The sequence below is a fragment of the Amycolatopsis thailandensis genome (assembly GCF_002234405.1).
Taxonomy (GTDB): domain Bacteria; phylum Actinomycetota; class Actinomycetes; order Mycobacteriales; family Pseudonocardiaceae; genus Amycolatopsis; species Amycolatopsis thailandensis.
In genome coordinates this window covers 1-15,779 of record NZ_NMQT01000119.1, presented here as the reverse complement: position 1 = coordinate 15,779, position 15,779 = coordinate 1, and the positions used below count along the sequence as shown (strand labels likewise).

Below are 15,779 nucleotides of genomic sequence, written 5' to 3'. Positions count from 1 at the left end.
GAGAAGGACCTCATGACGGAAACCTTGCCGCCGGCTCCGGACCACGACCGGATCGAACCGGTCGACATCCAGCAGGAGATGCAGCGCTCCTACATCGACTACGCGATGAGCGTCATCGTGTCGCGGGCGCTGCCAGACGTGCGGGACGGCCTCAAGCCGGTGCACCGCCGCGTGCTGTACTCGATGTTCGACTCCGGCTTCCGCCCCGAGCGCGGGTACAACAAGTGCTCCCGCGTCGTCGGCGACGTGATGGGCAACTACCACCCGCACGGCGACTCCGCGATCTACGACGCGCTGGTGCGGCTCGCCCAGCCGTGGTCGCTGCGGTACCCGCTGATCGACGGGCAGGGCAACTTCGGCTCGCCGGGCAACGACCCCGCCGCCGCCATGCGGTACACCGAGTCCCGGCTCGCGCATCTCGCGATGCACATGCTGCAGGACATCGAAGAAGACACCGTCGACTTCTCCGACAACTACGACGGCCGCACCCAGGAGCCCGACGTCCTGCCGTCGCGCTTCCCGAACCTGCTGGTCAACGGTGGTTCCGGGATCGCGGTCGGGATGGCGACCAACATCCCGCCGCACAACCTGCGCGAGGTCGCCGACGGCGTCAAATGGGCGCTGGAGAACTACGACGCGACCGACGACGAGCTGCTCGCCGCGCTGCTCGTCCGGATCAAGGGCCCGGACTTCCCGACCAAGGCGATGATCCTCGGCACCTCCGGCATCGAGGACGCGTACCGCACCGGCCGCGGTTCCGTGCGCATGCGCGCGGTCGTCGAGGTCGAAGAGGACGCCAAGGGCCGGACCATCCTGGTCGTGTCCGAACTGCCGTTCCAGGTCAACCCGGACAACCTGGTCGAGAACATCGCGAACCTCGTCCGCGACGGCAAGCTCACCGGCATCTCCGACATCGCCGACGAGTCCAACAGCCGCAGCGGCATGCGGATCGTCGTCACGATCAAACGCGACGCCGTCGCGAAGGTCGTGCTGAACAACCTGTTCAAGCACACCCAGCTGCAGCAGAACTTCGGTGTCAACATGCTGGCCCTGGTCGACGGCGTGCCCCGCACGCTGCGCCTGGACCAGATGATCCGGCACTACGTGAAGCACCAGATCGAGGTCATCGTCCGCCGGACCCGGTACCGGCTGCGGAAGGCCGAGGAACGCGCCCACATCCTGCGCGGTCTGGTCAAGGCGCTGGACATGCTCGACGAGGTCATCGCCCTGATCCGGCGGTCGCCCTCGGCCGAAGAGGCCCGGCCCGCCCTGATGAGCCTGCTCGACGTCGACGAGATCCAGGCGACCGCGATCCTCGACATGCAGCTCCGCCGCCTCGCGGCACTGGAGCGGCAGCGGATCATCGACACCCTCGCCGAGATCGAACTCGAGATCGCCGACCTCAAGGACATCCTCGAGAAGCCCGAGCGGCAGCGCACGATCATCGCCGAGGAGCTCCAGGAGATCGTCGACAAGTACGGCGACGACCGGCGCACCAAGATCATCCCGTTCGACGGCGAAGTCTCCGTCGAAGACCTTATCGCGGTCGAGGACGTCGTCGTCACCATCACCCGCACGGGGTACGCCAAGCGGACGAAAACCGACCTGTACCGCTCGCAGAAACGCGGCGGCAAGGGAGTCCAGGGCGCGACCCTCAAACAGGACGACATCGTCCAGCACTTCTTCGTCTGCTCGACGCACGACTGGATCCTGTTCTTCACGAACAAGGGCCGCGTCTACCGCGCCAAGGCCTACGACCTGCCCGAGGCCAACCGCAACGCGCGCGGCCAGCACGTCGCGAACCTGCTCGCGTTCCAGCCCGACGAGAAGATCGCCCAGGTCATCGAGATCCCGAACTACGAGGTCGCCCCGTACCTCGTGCTCGCGACCCGCCGCGGCCTGGTGAAGAAGACCAAGCTCACCGACTTCGACTCCAACCGCGCCGGCGGCCTCATCGCCGTCAACCTGCGCGAAGGCGACGAACTCGTCGGTGCGGTCCTCGCGGCCGCCGAGGACGACCTGCTCCTCGTGTCCGCGGAAGGCCAGTCGATCCGCTTCCACGCCACCGACGAAGCACTGCGCCCCATGGGCCGCGCGACGTCCGGTGTCCTCGGCATGCGGTTCAACGACGGCGACGAACTGCTCGGCATCAACGTCGTCCAGCCGGACAAGTTCCTCCTCGTCGCCACCGGCGGCGGCTACGCCAAGCGCACCCCCACTGACGACTACCCGGTCCAAGGCCGCGGCGGCAAGGGTGTGCTCACCATTCAGTACGACCAGAAACGTGGCAGGCTGGTGGGCGCGGTCATCGTCGACGCCGAAGACGAGCTCTACGCGATCACCTCCAGCGGCGGGGTGATCCGCACTTCGGCCGGACAGGTGCGCAAGGCAGGCAGGCAGACGAAGGGAGTGCGGCTGATGAATCTCGACGAAGGAACCACTCTTCTCGCGGTCGCACGCAACGCGGACGAGCCCTCAGACGTCGCCACTGCAGGTAGTACTGAAGGAGAAGACACCCCGGCGTCGGAGCAGTAGACGACGCCCCACGTACTGGGTAAGGACTGACACCTCGTGACACCATCCGAGAAGCCCGAAGCAGGCGGCGCGCAGGCGGGATCGTCGAGCCCGCCTTGGCAGCGTGACAGCGGTGCCGGGGAACCCGAAGGCTCCAGTGAGCAGACGGTCTCGGTGTCTTCGGTCGCCACCGAAGACGTGGCCCACTCGGAACCGAAGCAGGACGCGACAACCGTGACCGACTATCACGGGGTAAGCGGCACCGCCGCGAGAAGGCTGTTCGGCGACAGCGGAGAGGGCGAACCCGCCCCCTCCGCCATCCCGTCCGCCTCCCGCACCCGTGCCACCCCCACGGCGCTCCGGCGCCCCGGCCGCGGACCGCGTCGCGCCAGCCTGCAGATCAAACGCTTCGACCCCTGGTCGGTGCTGAAACTGTCCCTCGTCCTCGGCGTCGCACTGTTCTTCGTGTGGCTCGTCGCCGTCGGCGTCCTCTACACCGTCCTCGACGGCATGGGCGTCTGGGACAAACTCAACGGGACCTACTCCTCGCTCGTCGGCGGAGAAGGAGCCGACGCACCGGCCGACCCGCTGATCAGCGCCGGCCGCGTCTTCGGGATCGCGGCCATCCTCGGCGCCATCAACATCGTGCTGATCTCGGCCCTCGCCACCGTCAGCGCGTTCATCTACAACGTCTCCGCCGACCTCGCCGGAGGCCTCGAAGTGACCCTTTCCGAACGAGAGTGACCCGGTTGCAGGACGCCGCGAGGCGTCCTGTAATCTTCTCCTCGTTCGGGCCCATAGCTCAGGCGGTTAGAGCGCTTCGCTGATAACGAAGAGGTCCCAGGTTCAAGTCCTGGTGGGCCCACCCGATTCGCCCGGTCGTGTTTGCGGACAACGCAAACCTCGATCGGGCGGTTTTCGTTTCTGGGGGTCGAACCCCCAGACCCCCGCCAGGAGGGGCTCCGCCCCCCTGGACCCCCCGGCGTTGGGGCACGTAGCCGTTGTAGTGGCGGGTGGGAAGAGACGGCGGCTCGAAAGCGTTGTGGCTGTGGCCCTGTCGGTTTTCTCTTCCCGGCAGGGTTCTTGGTTCCACGTGGAACGTGGGGGCCGAGGGGTTGCGGAGCCGGGTGCAGTAGCATCGGTGGGTAAGCGGAGCAACTCGGCAGGAAGAGGGGGCTTCTGATGAAGAAGCTGTTGGCACTCGCGGTCATCGCGGGCGGCGTGCTGTTCGTGATCAAGCGCAACAAGGCCGCCAAGGCCGAGGCCGACCTCTGGCGTGAGGCCACCGCGCCGACCGAGCGCCCGCTCGGCGCCGTTTCCACGAACGGAAGCGCCCCGACCAAGGCCGCGGACGCGTCCCGCAACAACTGATTCGGCGCGGGCGGTTATCATGATCGCCTGCGATCCGGGGCTGTAGCTCAATTGGTAGAGCACCGCCTTTGCAAGGCGGGGGTCAGGGGTTCGATTCCCCTCAGCTCCACGCACGACAACGGCTTGGCCCGAGGATTTCCTCAGGCCAAGCCGTTGTCATTTCCCGGAACCGGCACTCAACCGATCCTTCCGCGCGTAATCTCCTCTCGTGGAGGAGTTCCCGGATCCATCCGGTCCGCCTTACCCCGTACGAGTACCCGCTGCCTGAGCAGGCAGAGGTCGAACATCGGCGCGCCGCGGAGTACTTTCAGCGCAAGCTCGAATACTGGGAAAGCGCTCACACGGGTCCTGCCCAGATATGCGTGTTCCTGATCGCCCTGTGGGCGGCCACTGATGACGATTACCTGTCCGGGTCGGCTCTGGTCATTTTTTGATCATCGGCATCGTGTTGCAGCTGGCCCTGAGCTACCGGGTCATGGTGCTGTCCCACGAGAAGGACAAACACGCGAACCTGCTGAAGGCATACGGTGTCCTGCCGCCGGCCCGCCTCGGTCGCGTCCCGAAATCGAGCGGTAGAAGAGCCGCCCCGCGTGGTGACGTTCGTCACCCGGCCCGGATCACGAAGTCGCGCTCTCAGCCAAGTCAACGCTGCTTACATGGGGGTGGAATCACGGGATAGCGAGGTGACGACATGGTCGATTTCGAAACAGACCTCGACGATCTCAGGGCGTCGAGCAAAGAGCTGGGAAAAGCCGCTGACATCGTCAGCACCGTCCACACGGGGGTGCAGGGACAGGACGTGCCCGCCCCCGACCCGATCACGGGCGGCTTCCTCCCCGGCATGTTCGCGCCGGACACCGCCTTCGGGAAGTCCTTGGGCATGCGCGGGGTTTCGGCGGCCTACGAGGAACACCGCGCGGCCGTCGAGAAGATGCTCGCGAAGCTGCACAGCAGCACGCAGGACGCCAGCCAAGCGCTGGCGCGGGTCGCCGAGCTGTACGAATCCGTCAACGAGGAGAACCGGCAGCGAGTGAACCGCGCCGCGTACGGGGAACAGGGGTAGCGGCGGGCATGGACGGATACTTCAACGCGCTGGACGCGGAAACCACCTCCGAAAGCGTCAGCAACGAAGAACTTCTCGAGGGAATCTCCGAGGACCTCAAAGTCGGGGCCGAAAAAGCCTTCTTGGCACTGGACCTCCTTTTCTCGCCGTTCCCCGGCTTCGAACTCGATCTCGGTGGCCCGCGCAAAGAGGAGGTCCGCGACTTCTTCCTCGAGTTCTCCGAGGCGGAACTGGTCGGGAACAACAGCCTGCAGGTCATGATCGAGGCGTACGAACGTATCTGGAACGCGTTCGGGGACACGAAAACGTCGCTCGACCGCTCGCTGGTCCTGCTTCTCAAATGGCGCGGCGAAGGGGCGGAGAGCGCCAAGAGCTACATCCAGGGGCTGGTCAACACCTACACCAGGGTGGGCACCAAACTCACCGTGCTGGAAGCCGACATCGTGGCCGCGCGTGACGCCATCGCGTCCGCGCGACACGACTTGACCCAGCTTTCCGAGGCCCTCCTGGCCGCCGCGAAAAAGTACCGGGACGACCAGGAACGCCAAGACGAATCCGCTCTGTTCAAGGCGCTGGCGGCGGGGTTCGCCGCCGCTGTCGGAGTCTTGCTCGTGGCGGCCGCCCCCGCGACCGGCGGTCTCACCGCGGCGACGTTCTTCACCACCGCGAACGCCATCCAGTTCGCCGGGGCCACGGCAGGGGCGGGGATCTCCACCTACGCCAGCGAGCAGTCCGCGGTCTTCGGGGACAGCCCTGAAACCCTCTACACCAGCTACAAAGATTCCGTGGACAGCGTCCGGGAAAGCATGTACCGGGCGTCGGAGGCGCTGATCTCGAAGATCAATGCCGAGATCAACGGCCTCCCGGCCATCCCCGAGCCGCCGGATGTCAGCCCGGGCGACACCTTCGACCCCAGCAACTTCGAAACGGAGAAGACCGACAAGGGGACGGAAAAGCGGGTCCGGGACAAGAACGTCGACATCTCGAACGACGGCAAGTTCGAGCAGCCGCCGATGGAACTGTCACCACTGCCCACCGACTGACGGAGGATCGTGGCTGACAAACCGGAGCCCAAGAAACCGCCCGCCGACAGGCAGGCGATGCTCGAGGCCTTGGCCGCCCTTTCGGTGGACGCGTCCTCGCCGGACGGCGCCGTCTCCGTCTCGGTCAACACCGACGGCGTGATGACGCGGCTCAGAGTCGGTGACTCCGCGGCGCGGATGTCGCCCGCCGAGATCGCGGACGCGGTCATGCGGACCTACCAGGAAGCGCAGCAAGGATCCGCGAAACGCAGTGCGGAACTGATGGCGCCGATCGGCAACGCCGGGTACATCACCGACAGGCTCCGCTGGCGGCTCGGGTTCACGCCGTCGTACCAGGACACCGGTGAAACGGCTTCCCCCGTGCCGCCCGCGTCGCGCCGGGCACCGGCGGACACGGAGAACGTCGTGCTCAAGGACCGTTCGGAAGAACCGGCCGGGCCCGACCTCGACGAGCAGCCCGCACCGGCGGAATCCGACGACCAGTACTACGAGCAAGGCCTGCGATACAACCCTTCCTGGTAGTACGGGCTTGCGCTCAACCGCGCTTCAGCTCGCACCCTGGTCCGGCGGCGTCACTCCGGCGCCGCCGGGACCGGAGGGGTTGTGGTGCGGAGAGAACACGAGGGCTCGGTGCTCGAAGCCGGGCAGGCGTTGCGTCGCGGCGAGGTGACCAGCGTCGAATTGGCGGAACGCGCGCTGGCCGTCGCCGACGAACTCGGGGTGTACATCACCCGGTTCCCCGAGCACGCGCTCGCGTCGGCGCGGCGGGCGGACCGGGAGTTCGCGGCCGGGGTGGATCGCGGACCGTTGCAGGGAATCCCGTTGGGCGTCAAGGATCTCATCGCCGTCGCGGAGGCGCCGACGACGGCGCAGAGCACCGTGCTCGACTGGGGACAGGGCATCGACGCCGCGGTGACGACGCGGGTGAAGGAAGCGGGCGGGGTCATCGTCGGGAAGACCTCGACGATGGAGTTCGGCTGCGGGGTCCCGGACCGCGCGAAACCGTTCCCGATCCCGCGGAACCCTTGGGACACCGAGCGTTGGGCGGGCGGGTCCAGTTCGGGGACGGCGAGCGGGATCGCCGCCGGGATGTTCTTCGCCGGGCTCGGCTCGGACACCGCCGGCAGTATCCGGATGCCCGCCGCGTTCTGCGGTGTCACCGGGTTGATGCCGACGTACGGGCGGGTATCGGGGGCGGGTTGCGTACCGCTCGCCCACACCCTCGACCGGATCGGACCGCTGGCCCGCACCGCCCGTGACTGCGCGGCACTGCTGGAGGTCATCGCCGAAGTTCCTTTCGTGGCGCCGGAGTTCACCGGTGACCTCACGGGACTGCGCGTCGGGGTCGTCCGAGAGCACCATTTCCCCGAAGACGCCGATCCCGCGCTGGCCGGAGTTTTCGACGAGACGTTGTCTCTCGCGGAGGGCCTGGGGGCGACGTTGATCGAGGTCACGTTGCCGTACTGGAAAGAGCTCACCACCGCGGTGCTGGTCACGGCGAGCTGTGAAGCCCTTGCCCACCACCGAGCCGAGCTGATCACGAGGTGGCCGGACTTCGGCGTCTCGGCACGGGGGATCTTCGCGGCGGGGGCGTTGGTGTCCGGCGCGGATTACGTGCAGGCACAACGGGTACGGCAGGTGGTGCGGCAGGAACTGGCGCGGCTCTTCGACGACGTCGACGTGATCGCGAGTCCCGTCGCGTCGATCGGCGCTCCGCTGCTCGACGACGTCGCCGACGAGGCCGGGCAACAGAACGCGGAAGTCTTCGAGAAGATCACGACGCCGTACTGGAACGGCGTCGGGAACCCGGTCCTCGCCGTGCCGATGGGAAAGACAGGTGACGGTTTGCCGCTGTCGCTGCAACTGGCTGGCCGGCTTTTCGACGAGGCGACCGTGCTGCGTGCCGGTGACGCGCTCCAGGCGGCCCGATGACTCCGGAACTCATCGATCTCCTGCTGGCCGAGGCGGAACTCCCGGCCGACGAGTCCGACAAGCGGGCGTCGGGCCGCCTGCGCTGGCTGTCCACAGTGGACTCCCTGTACGCGGTGCCGATGGATCGCGACGTCGCGCCGGTGCCGAACGGGAGGCCGGCATGACGCGCCGTCCCGGTGAAGGCGCCGTGCTCGCGCTGGCCTGTTCGGGATCGTTCGTTGTCATCCTCGACGCGACGATCGTTTCCGTCGCCCTGCCTTCGATCCGGTTCGGTCTCGGCTTCTCGTCCGGCGCGCTGACCTGGGTGGTGAACGCGTACACGCTCGCTTTCGCCGGTTTTCTGTTGCTGGGCGGCCGGTTGTGCGACGAATTCGGGGTCCGGCGGATGTTCGTGCTCGGGATGAGCCTGTTCACCGTCGCGCGGCTCGCCGCCGGATTGGCGGGCTCGCCGGAAACGCTGCTGGTCGCCAGGACGGTGCAAGGATTCGGCGGCGCGTTGCTGATGCCGGTGACCTTGTCCTCGCTGACCGCGACGTTCACCGAACCCGTCCGCCGCGCGCGGGCCTTGGGCACCTGGAGTGCGATGGGCGCCGTCGCCGCCGCGGCGGGACCGGTGATCGGCGGACTGCTGACCCAGTGGGCGGGTTGGCGTTGGGTGTTCTTCGTCAGCGTCCCGATCGGGGTGGTGGCCGTCCTCGCCGCGACAGCGCTGCCGCCGAGAGAGCGGGGCCGTCCGCGCGGCAGGCTGGACGTGCTCGGCGCGGTGCTGTCGACGGCGGGACTCGTCGGCGTGGTCTACGCGGTGATGCGTTCTTCGGCCGACGGCTGGGGAAGCGGGTCCGTCCTGCTGCCGCTGTTCGGTGGGCTCGTCCTGCTCGGCGTCTTCCTGCTGCACCAGCATCGGTGGGCGGCGGAACCGCTGGTCGCGCTCGGGATCTTCCGGCTGCGTTCGGTACTCAGCGGGAACCTGGTGATCTTCCTGCTGGGGCTGGGTTTCCTCGCCAGTCCGATCCTGCTTTCGCTGTACCTGCAAGACGTCCACGGGTATTCGCCGCTGCGGGCCGGGCTGGCGTACCTGCCGGTGGGGGTGGCGATGTTCGTCGGCGCGCGGACGGCGGGCGGGTTGTCGGTGCGGCTGGGGCCCCGGCGCGCGACGGCGCTGTACTGCGCGATCGGAGCGGTGGGTCTCGCCGGGGTCGCCGTGCTGGCCGGCCCGCACGCCTCGTACGTCGTTTCCGTGCTGCTGCCCGGGACGGTCTTCGGATTCGGGACCGCCGCGGCCTTCACCCCGATCACCGTGGCCGCCACCAGCGGGGTGCCGGAGCGGCAGAACGGCCTGGCCGCCGGTCTGCTGAACACGGTCCGGCAGACCAGCGGCGCGATCGGCCTCGCCGCGTTGACCGCGCTCGCGGCGGCGGTGACCGCGGCCTGGCAGAACGGCGGGCCGCCGGGTGAGGCGCAGGTGCACGGCTACACCGCCGCGTTCGTCGCTTCCGCCGTCTGTCTGGCGGCCGCGGCCGTGGTCGCGGCGGTGACGATGCCGGGACTCAGCTCGCCGCCGCGTGCGCCGGCAGGTCGACCCGGTCGCGGAACCACTGGCAGTCCTCAAGCCTCCCCTCCCGGCGGCAGGTGAGGAGTTCGACCAGGTAGTCGTGCGCGGTGTCGAGCCGCGCACGCTCCTGTTCGATCTCGGCGAGCTGACCCGCCACCACCTCGCGCCAGCGGTGCTGTTCGGCCAGCAGCTCGGTGATCTTGGACAGACCGAGCCCGCCGATGCGCCGCCAATGCTTGATCAGCGCGATGCGATACAGCTGGTCGTCGTCGTAATACCGCTGCCCCGAGCGGCGGGAGGCGGTGATCAGGCCGCGGCGCTCCCAGTAGTGCAGGGTCGAGATCGCCAGCCCGAAATGGTCGGCGGCCTCGCGAACCGGCGTCAAGGAAGTCATGCGACCAGTCTAGGTTAGGTCACCCTAACTTTCGAGCGAACCAGGTGAAGGTCCACCGGTAGAAACTCTGGGCGGCGAGACTGGTGTTGATCGAGTGGCCACTGCCGCGCACGATCTCGTCGGATAGCCGAACCCCAGGTAGACCAGCAGGGCAAACGCTTCCGTCGCCGCTGTCGCCGTCGGCCATCGCCGGACACCGGCGAGCGTGACACAGGCGAGCGCGACGACGGTGTATCCGAACGCGTCGACCGCGCGTTCTCCGTGCTCGGGTTCGAGATTCGCCGTGCCGACGACGAGCGCGGCGCTCGCCGCGAGCCAACCGGCGGTCGCGCCACTCCGCATCAGCCACTTCACCGGCCCAGTCTGCCGAAACGAGCCCGCGGACACGTCCGCGTTCCGTGGATCTCGCCTACGTCAGATGCGCAGCAGCTGCTCGTCGAGTCCCGCCAGGTAGTCGCGGCCGAACTCGCCGTTCTCCAGATCTCGCCAGAGGACCGGCGGCAGGTCCTGCGCCACCTCGGGGGAACGGGACGCGGCGGCCAGCGCGATGGTCGCGGCGGTGTCGACGTCGCCGGTGAACGCGACGCAGGTGTGGAGCATCCGGGCGAGACCGCCGCCGCCGGCGAGCACGGTCAGCGCGGCACGGACGCTCATCCAGCCGCGCGGGCCGATCTTGCCCGACCACGGCCGCGCCCAGCCTTCGTGCCCGACATCCTCCGGAAGGATCCCGTCGATCCACCTCGCGACCTCGGAAAGCGGGCCGACCCCGTGGTGGCAGTAGTGGACGGCGAGCGCCGCCGCCTGCGCCGCGGCGATCCCGGCCGGGGTGTCGTGCGTGATCCTGGCCTGGAGTTTCGCGTGATAGAGGACGTCGTCGACGGTCGGCAGGAGCCCGATCGGCCCGGCGCGCATGGCCGCTCCGCTCTTGTCGCTCTGCGGCTGGAGCCGTCGAAGCAGAGCTTCGCCGTCCTGGACCTCGCTGAGCAGCTGATGGAAACGCGGCGCGTAGCCGTCGTGCGGATCGCGGTGATAGGCCCGGACGAACTGTTCGGCGACGATCAGCGGTGTCCACCGGCGTCCGGATACGAGCAGTTCGGCGATCGCGATCGTCATCTGCGTGTCGTCGGTGTAGCGGCCGGGCAAGACGCCGAGGTGGCCGGGATGCCGTGCGTAACCGGCCAGCGTGTTGTGCTCGGCGACGAAACTCGCGGGCGCGTGCTCGAAGGCGCCTCCGTACGCGTCGCCGATGGCCAGCTCGACCAGCATCCGGACTCCTTCAGGCGGTGATTCGTGCCGTTTCCGAAGGGAGTTTGCCGTAGGTGTCGCGGTAAAGACCGGAAAACCGGCCGAGATGCGTGAAGCCCCAGCGCAGCGCGACGTCGGTGACGGTGCCTTCGGCTCGACCGCGCGCGATCGCGAGCAGATCCTGGTGCACGTGGTCGAGCCGGACGCGGCGCAGGTACTCCATCGGCGTCAGCCCGAGTTCAGCCCGGAACGCCAGCTGCAGCGCGCGCACGCTGATCCGCGCGGCCATCGCCAGTTCGCCGATCGACACCGGTTCGGCGGCGTGCTCCTCGCAGTAGGTCATCGCGCGGCGCACCACCGTCGACTTCGGCCGCGGCCGTTCTTCGGCGAGGTCGCCGGACATCGAATGCGGCTGGGTGTCGAGCAGGCCGTGCAGCAGCAGCTTTTCGAAATGCGAGGCGGCCAGCGGCGACTTGTCGAACAGACCGGACGCGGCGGTCTCGCCGAAGGTGTGGAGCAGGGTGAGCCACTGGTGCATGCCCGACGTTTCGACGACCGCCGGATCGAAGCGCAGGGTCGACGTCGGCGCCTCGCCGAGCCGTTCGCGCATCGTGTCCGCCACCAGCTGTTTGCCCAGGCGCAGCAGCAGGATGTCGGGATGGTCGTACCGGCTCTGGAACCGCGTCTCCGGACCGGTCACGACGTGGCGCGCCGGGACGACCTCGCCGTCGATCGTGATCTGGCTCCGGCCGTTGAGAGTCACGACCACGGTGTACGCCTCAGGGGTCTCCTCGCCCTGCAGCACGAGGTCGGAATCCAGCGTCAGCTCGTAGACCGAGAGCCCGCCGGGGTCGATGCCGGGGATACGGAGGCCGCTGAGCTGGGAGATGTCGAACGAACCGGTCGGCGCGGGGGTGTGCAGCTTGACCGTGTCCGGCGCGAGGAACGCCTGGAAGGTGTGCTCGAGCTCGCCGAAATCGTCGCCGGTGACCACCGTCGACGCGATCGGGGAACCTTCCGAGAACCGCTTGCGCACCTGACGATCGTGCCAGGCTGCGGAGAGCCATGGGGTGCCCATACCGTGGAAGGCATGGCGACCGACAAGCTGCGCGCGTGGTGGGCACATCGTCAAGGTCTCGATGGATCGCTGCACGGGTCACCGGCGGCCGCGGTGCTGGAGCGGACCGGCTGGATGCGCTCGATCGGCGGTTCGGCGCCCTATCTCGGGCTGTTCGCCAGGGCCCGGCTCGACCGCGAGACGATCGACGCGGACGTCGCCCGGCTCGCCATCCACGAACTGCCCTCGGCGCGCGGCTGCACCTACGTCCTGCCGTCGGCGGATTTCGAACTCGGCCTGACCGTCGGAGCCGGGGCACCCGCCGGTGAGCTCATGGCCGCGGAGAAGTACCTCGGCGTCACGCAGGCCGAGATCGAGCAGTTGTGCGTCACCGTCGCCGACCTGCTCGACGCGTCCGCCGAACCGCTCGCGCCCGCCGCGATCAAGGGCGCCGCCGGATCCGCGGTGCGCAATCTCGGGGAGGCCGGCCGCAAACGCGGCACCACCACGACGTTGCCGCTCGCGCTCGGCCTGCTCCAAGCCCGCGGCGACATCCGCCGGGTCCCGGTCAACGGACGGCTGGATCAGCAGCGCTACGGCTATGTCCGCTGGACGCCGTCCCCGCGCGGCGGACTGTCCGATATGGACACCGCGCGGGTCGAACTGGCCAGGCGGTACTTCTCGTGGGCCGCTCCGGCGTCACTCAGGCATTTCCGCTGGTTCTCCGGTTTCACCGCGGCGCACGCCAAGAAGATCGTGGAACAGCTGGACCTCGTGCCGCTCGACGGCACCGATCTGCTGATGCCCAAGGAACTCGCGGACGAGTACGACGGCTTCACCGTGCCGTCGAAGCCGTCGTACGCACTGCTCGCCGGGGTCGACGGCATCCACCTGCTGCACCGCGAGATGTCGCGGCTGCTCGACGACGCCGACGTCGAACGACCCGTACCGGGCGGCCGCGCGGGGGAGACGCTGGGCGGCCAGGCGGATCCGCCGAGCCACCTCATCGTCGACCGGGGCCGCTTCGCCGGCTTGTGGGAGTTCGACACCGAGACGAACAAGATCGTCTACAAGTTCTTCGGGGACGAAGACGCCGCGCTGCGCGAGACGGTCGCGGAAACGCTGGAGTTCGTCCGCGACCAACTGGGCGACGCCCGGAGCTTCAGCTTGGATTCGCCGAAGAGCCGGGCGTCGCGAGTGGCCGATCTCAGTGGGTGATCAGGCTTTCGCCTCGTTGATCAGGATGTCGACGGCCTTGTCGTTGCGGGCCGTCTGCTCCGGGATCACCGAAGCGGGCGGGTAGAAGCCGTCGATCCCGCCGTCCTTCGGGTACATCTCGAAGGTGTAGCTGAGGATCTTGTGCTTGCCCCACGCCCAGTCGTTGATGTCGCCGTCGGTGACGTACAGATCGCTGGACTGCTCCGGCGTGTAGCCGTTGGTGGCGGCCATCTGCTTGCCGACGTCGGCGAAGCGCTTCGCCTCCTCCTCGTTCAGGCCCGTGTCGGTCTCGGCCTTCGTGTAGCCGTACGGCCAGAGCACCAGCTCGGAGAAGGTGTGGAAGTCGATGTGCGCCTTGATCTGCTGCGCGCCCCCGACCACCCGGGAGTTCATGAAGTCCGCGACGGCCTTGGTCTCGGACTCGGAGAACGCCGACGGACCGTGGTAGTCCTCGGCGGACGGGCTGTTGCTCGACCCGCCGCAGCAGTTCCACTTGTAGTCCCAGTTGCGGTTCGGGTCGGTGCCGACCGCGCTGCTGCCCGGCACGGGCTTCCGCGTCTTGCGCCAGCCCTGGTACTCGCCGCCGGTGATGTCGTACTCGGAGCCGTCCGGGTTGACGTTCGGGATCACGTAGATCTCGTGCTCGTCGACCATCTTCTTGATGGCCGGATCGGTCGCGTATCCGCTGGTGAACCGGTTCACGATCCGCAGGCACATCTCGGTGGTGAGGTGCTCGCGCGCGTGCTGGTTGCAGGTGAACAGGACCTCGGGCTCGTCCTCGTCCTTCGCCGCGTTGTCGCTGATCTTCAGCACGTTGAGCTCGCGGCCCTCGTAGGACTTGCCGACACTGGACAGCGTCGCGATGTCGCCGTGGTCCTTCGCGGCCTTCTGCAGCTCAGCGGTCGTTTCGGCGTAGGTGTGGTACGCCTCGTCGCCCGGCGGGAAGTCACCCGCGACGGCCGAGGTGCCCGCGCGTCCGCTGCGCTGCTTGAGCATGCTGTCGAAGTCGCCGAGGGATTTCAGGCCGAACCCGTTCGCACGCAGGCTCGCGGCCTGATCGGGCGTGGCGACGACGGTCAGCGCGCCACCGCGCGAGCCCGCGATGTCGACACCGGTGCGGGCGACGGCGGTGCGCTTCGCGGAGTCGTTCGCGCCCTCCACCGAATACAGCCCTCTCGCCGGGTCGCCGGTCTGGGCGTTCGCGACGGGCGTCGTGACGGCCAGCAGGGCGAGCCCTGTGGCGGCCAAGGCGCCCCCAATGCGACGGCGTGTGGACATTTCGCCTCCGAAGTGCAGGGGACAAGGTGCCGTTCACCGTCGCCGAAGTGAATCGTCCACGACAACCCGACGATCGTCGTTCCCAGTTACCGTTTACGGCCAGAGGCGTTCTTTGCGCCAGGTCCCGTTCTCGCTCCGGTAGCGCAGCCGCCGGTGCCGCCGGTCGTGGCTTGCCTGCCAGAACTCCACTTCGGACGGCGTCACCAGATAGCGTGTCCAGGTTTCCGGTGCCACGTCCGGGTTTTCCTCGACCCACCGGCGGGCCTCCTCGGCCGCGCTTTCGAGATCGGCCGGATCTTCGAGCACTTCGGACTGCCTGCCGATGAACGCCTCGACCCGGGACGCGGGCGGACGCGCGGTGAAATCGGCCGCGGACACCTCGGGATCGGCGAGCCTCACCGAGCCGCGCAAGCGGACCTGACGGCCTCGTCCCGGCCAGAAGAACGTCAGCGCGGCGAACGGATTCTTCGCCAGCTGCGCACCTTTCGGGCTTTCGGAACTCGTCGCGACCGCCCAGGTGTCGCCGTCGACGTCCTTGAGGATCACGACCCGCGCGTCCGGCACCCCATCGGCGTCCACTGTGGACAGAGTGACGGCGTGCGGCGCCAGGACGTGTTCCCCGGCTTCGTCGAGCCATTCCAGGAACAGCTCGCGAGGGCCGGCAGGCGAGGCGTCGATGTCGAATTCCGGAAGTTCCCGGGGAAACGACGGCCAGCCGCGCAACGTGCGCTCCATCAGTACCCCGGCGGACGCTGGCCGTGCGTCGGATAGCCCGGCGCGGGCGGCGGATAGTGCGGCGGATGCTGCCCCGGCGGCGGACCCTGCGCCGGCGGCGGCCCGACCGGATACTGCGGCGCCGGTGGCTGCTGCGGCTGCCAGCCGGGAGGCGGTTGCTGACCGGGCGGCGGCATCGGCGGTCCGGGCGGCATCGGCGGCTGGCCCTGCGACTGCTGCCACTGCACCTGCTGATAGACCTCGGCGGGCTGCGGGAAACAGAACGTCAGCTTCGCGTTCACCGATCCCTGGACCGCCGCGCCCCAGAGCTTCCCGCCGACGAACGCGTACATCTGCGCCGCCGACACGTCGACCGCCACCATGCGCGTCTCGCCACC

General features: G+C 68.4%; 16 protein-coding genes, 2 tRNA genes and 1 pseudogene. 12 read left to right on the top strand and 7 right to left on the bottom strand.

Translation table 11 applies throughout. The features are described from left to right. The first annotated feature begins 12 nt into the window (after window positions 1-12). The 11 genes from gyrA (at window position 13) to CFP71_RS31920 (ending at window position 9,556) form a co-directional block, all read left to right on the top strand. The gene (gene gyrA / locus CFP71_RS31965; RefSeq protein WP_093937673.1) at window positions 13-2,535 is read left to right on the top strand and encodes a DNA gyrase subunit A; all 2,523 of its coding nucleotides are present in this window, start codon (window positions 13-15) and stop codon (window positions 2,533-2,535) included. 36 nt (window positions 2,536-2,571) lie between these two features. Further along, window positions 2,572-3,258 (top strand): DUF3566 domain-containing protein, encoded by a 687-nt coding sequence (locus CFP71_RS31960; RefSeq protein WP_093937672.1) that lies wholly within the window; start codon window positions 2,572-2,574, stop codon window positions 3,256-3,258. 47 nt (window positions 3,259-3,305) lie between these two features. Beyond that, window positions 3,306-3,379: transfer RNA gene (locus CFP71_RS31955), tRNA-Ile, on the top strand. Between the two features lie 317 nt (window positions 3,380-3,696). Further along, the gene (locus tag CFP71_RS31950) at window positions 3,697-3,885 is read left to right on the top strand and encodes a DLW-39 family protein (RefSeq protein ID WP_093937671.1); all 189 of its coding nucleotides are present in this window, start codon (window positions 3,697-3,699) and stop codon (window positions 3,883-3,885) included. Between the two features lie 36 nt (window positions 3,886-3,921). Further along, window positions 3,922-3,994, top strand: a tRNA-Ala gene (locus CFP71_RS31945). A gap of 582 nt (window positions 3,995-4,576) precedes the next feature. Then, window positions 4,577-4,948: a hypothetical protein gene (locus tag CFP71_RS31940; protein ID WP_093937670.1), complete on the top strand. Its 372-nt coding sequence runs from the start codon at window positions 4,577-4,579 to the stop codon at window positions 4,946-4,948. 8 nt (window positions 4,949-4,956) lie between these two features. Then, window positions 4,957-5,991 carry a hypothetical protein gene (locus CFP71_RS31935; protein ID WP_093937669.1) on the top strand — a complete coding sequence of 345 codons (1,035 nt, stop codon included), beginning with the start codon at window positions 4,957-4,959 and terminating at the stop codon, window positions 5,989-5,991. 9 nt (window positions 5,992-6,000) lie between these two features. Further along, window positions 6,001-6,513 (top strand): YbaB/EbfC family nucleoid-associated protein, encoded by a 513-nt coding sequence (locus CFP71_RS31930; protein WP_244199917.1) that lies wholly within the window; start codon window positions 6,001-6,003, stop codon window positions 6,511-6,513. A gap of 81 nt (window positions 6,514-6,594) precedes the next feature. Continuing rightward, a complete protein-coding gene (locus CFP71_RS31925) occupies window positions 6,595-7,923 on the top strand; it encodes an amidase (protein WP_093937668.1) in 1,329 nt (442 codons plus the stop codon). Beyond that, window positions 7,920-8,087 (top strand): hypothetical protein, encoded by a 168-nt coding sequence (locus CFP71_RS44370; protein ID WP_167406346.1) that lies wholly within the window; start codon window positions 7,920-7,922, stop codon window positions 8,085-8,087. The genes CFP71_RS31925 and CFP71_RS44370 overlap by 4 nt, the downstream gene beginning before the upstream one ends. Beyond that, window positions 8,084-9,556 carry a DHA2 family efflux MFS transporter permease subunit gene (locus CFP71_RS31920; RefSeq protein ID WP_093937667.1) on the top strand — a complete coding sequence of 491 codons (1,473 nt, stop codon included), beginning with the start codon at window positions 8,084-8,086 and terminating at the stop codon, window positions 9,554-9,556. The genes CFP71_RS44370 and CFP71_RS31920 overlap by 4 nt, the downstream gene beginning before the upstream one ends. Here CFP71_RS31920 and CFP71_RS31915 read toward each other — a convergent pair. The 4 genes from CFP71_RS31915 to CFP71_RS31900 are packed head-to-tail and all read right to left on the bottom strand — an operon-like array spanning window position 9,471 to window position 12,150. Next, window positions 9,471-9,869, bottom strand: coding sequence for a helix-turn-helix domain-containing protein (locus CFP71_RS31915; RefSeq protein ID WP_093937666.1), 399 nt, complete (start codon window positions 9,867-9,869; stop codon window positions 9,471-9,473). The genes CFP71_RS31920 and CFP71_RS31915 overlap by 86 nt on opposite strands. Window positions 9,870-9,893: 24 nt before the next feature. Further along, a complete protein-coding gene (locus CFP71_RS31910; RefSeq protein ID WP_093937665.1) occupies window positions 9,894-10,223 on the bottom strand; it encodes a hypothetical protein in 330 nt (109 codons plus the stop codon). A 60-nt stretch (window positions 10,224-10,283) separates the two neighbouring features. Continuing rightward, on the bottom strand, window positions 10,284-11,135 hold the full coding sequence (locus tag CFP71_RS31905) for an ADP-ribosylglycohydrolase family protein (RefSeq protein ID WP_093937664.1): 852 nt from the start codon (window positions 11,133-11,135) through the stop codon (window positions 10,284-10,286). A 10-nt stretch (window positions 11,136-11,145) separates the two neighbouring features. Then, complete coding sequence (locus CFP71_RS31900) at window positions 11,146-12,150, bottom strand: helix-turn-helix transcriptional regulator (RefSeq protein ID WP_093937663.1); 1,005 nt, start codon at window positions 12,148-12,150, stop codon at window positions 11,146-11,148. 54 nt (window positions 12,151-12,204) lie between these two features. On the opposite strand from CFP71_RS31900, the gene CFP71_RS31895 reads away from it, so the two are divergent. After that, window positions 12,205-13,389, top strand: coding sequence for a DNA glycosylase AlkZ-like family protein (locus CFP71_RS31895; protein ID WP_093937662.1), 1,185 nt, complete (start codon window positions 12,205-12,207; stop codon window positions 13,387-13,389). Here the strand turns inward: CFP71_RS31895 and CFP71_RS31890 are convergent, their stop codons facing one another. From CFP71_RS31890 to CFP71_RS31880, 3 genes and pseudogenes are all read right to left on the bottom strand, one after another. Continuing rightward, window positions 13,390-14,667 (bottom strand): M14 family metallopeptidase, encoded by a 1,278-nt coding sequence (locus tag CFP71_RS31890; RefSeq protein ID WP_093937661.1) that lies wholly within the window; start codon window positions 14,665-14,667, stop codon window positions 13,390-13,392. It abuts the gene before it with no gap. A gap of 93 nt (window positions 14,668-14,760) precedes the next feature. Then, window positions 14,761-15,402 carry a pyridoxine/pyridoxamine 5'-phosphate oxidase gene (locus CFP71_RS31885; RefSeq protein WP_093937660.1) on the bottom strand — a complete coding sequence of 214 codons (642 nt, stop codon included), beginning with the start codon at window positions 15,400-15,402 and terminating at the stop codon, window positions 14,761-14,763. Continuing rightward, window positions 15,402-15,779 (bottom strand): annotated as a pseudogene (locus tag CFP71_RS31880) (hypothetical protein); the annotation flags it as partial. The gene CFP71_RS31885 and the pseudogene CFP71_RS31880, both read right to left, overlap by 1 nt.

Coding starts and splice junctions, on each gene's coding strand:
- CFP71_RS31885 (WP_093937660.1), bottom strand. CDS start 15,402: ATGGAGCGCACGTTGCGCGGCTGGCCGTCGTTTCCCCGGGAACTTCCG.
- CFP71_RS44370 (WP_167406346.1), top strand. CDS start 7,920: ATGACTCCGGAACTCATCGATCTCCTGCTGGCCGAGGCGGAACTCCCG.
- gyrA (WP_093937673.1), top strand. CDS start 13: ATGACGGAAACCTTGCCGCCGGCTCCGGACCACGACCGGATCGAACCG.
- CFP71_RS31920 (WP_093937667.1), top strand. CDS start 8,084: ATGACGCGCCGTCCCGGTGAAGGCGCCGTGCTCGCGCTGGCCTGTTCG.
- CFP71_RS31895 (WP_093937662.1), top strand. CDS start 12,205: ATGGCGACCGACAAGCTGCGCGCGTGGTGGGCACATCGTCAAGGTCTC.
- CFP71_RS31915 (WP_093937666.1), bottom strand. CDS start 9,869: ATGACTTCCTTGACGCCGGTTCGCGAGGCCGCCGACCATTTCGGGCTG.
- CFP71_RS31950 (WP_093937671.1), top strand. CDS start 3,697: ATGAAGAAGCTGTTGGCACTCGCGGTCATCGCGGGCGGCGTGCTGTTC.
- CFP71_RS31905 (WP_093937664.1), bottom strand. CDS start 11,135: ATGCTGGTCGAGCTGGCCATCGGCGACGCGTACGGAGGCGCCTTCGAG.
- CFP71_RS31890 (WP_093937661.1), bottom strand. CDS start 14,667: ATGTCCACACGCCGTCGCATTGGGGGCGCCTTGGCCGCCACAGGGCTC.
- CFP71_RS31935 (WP_093937669.1), top strand. CDS start 4,957: ATGGACGGATACTTCAACGCGCTGGACGCGGAAACCACCTCCGAAAGC.
- CFP71_RS31940 (WP_093937670.1), top strand. CDS start 4,577: ATGGTCGATTTCGAAACAGACCTCGACGATCTCAGGGCGTCGAGCAAA.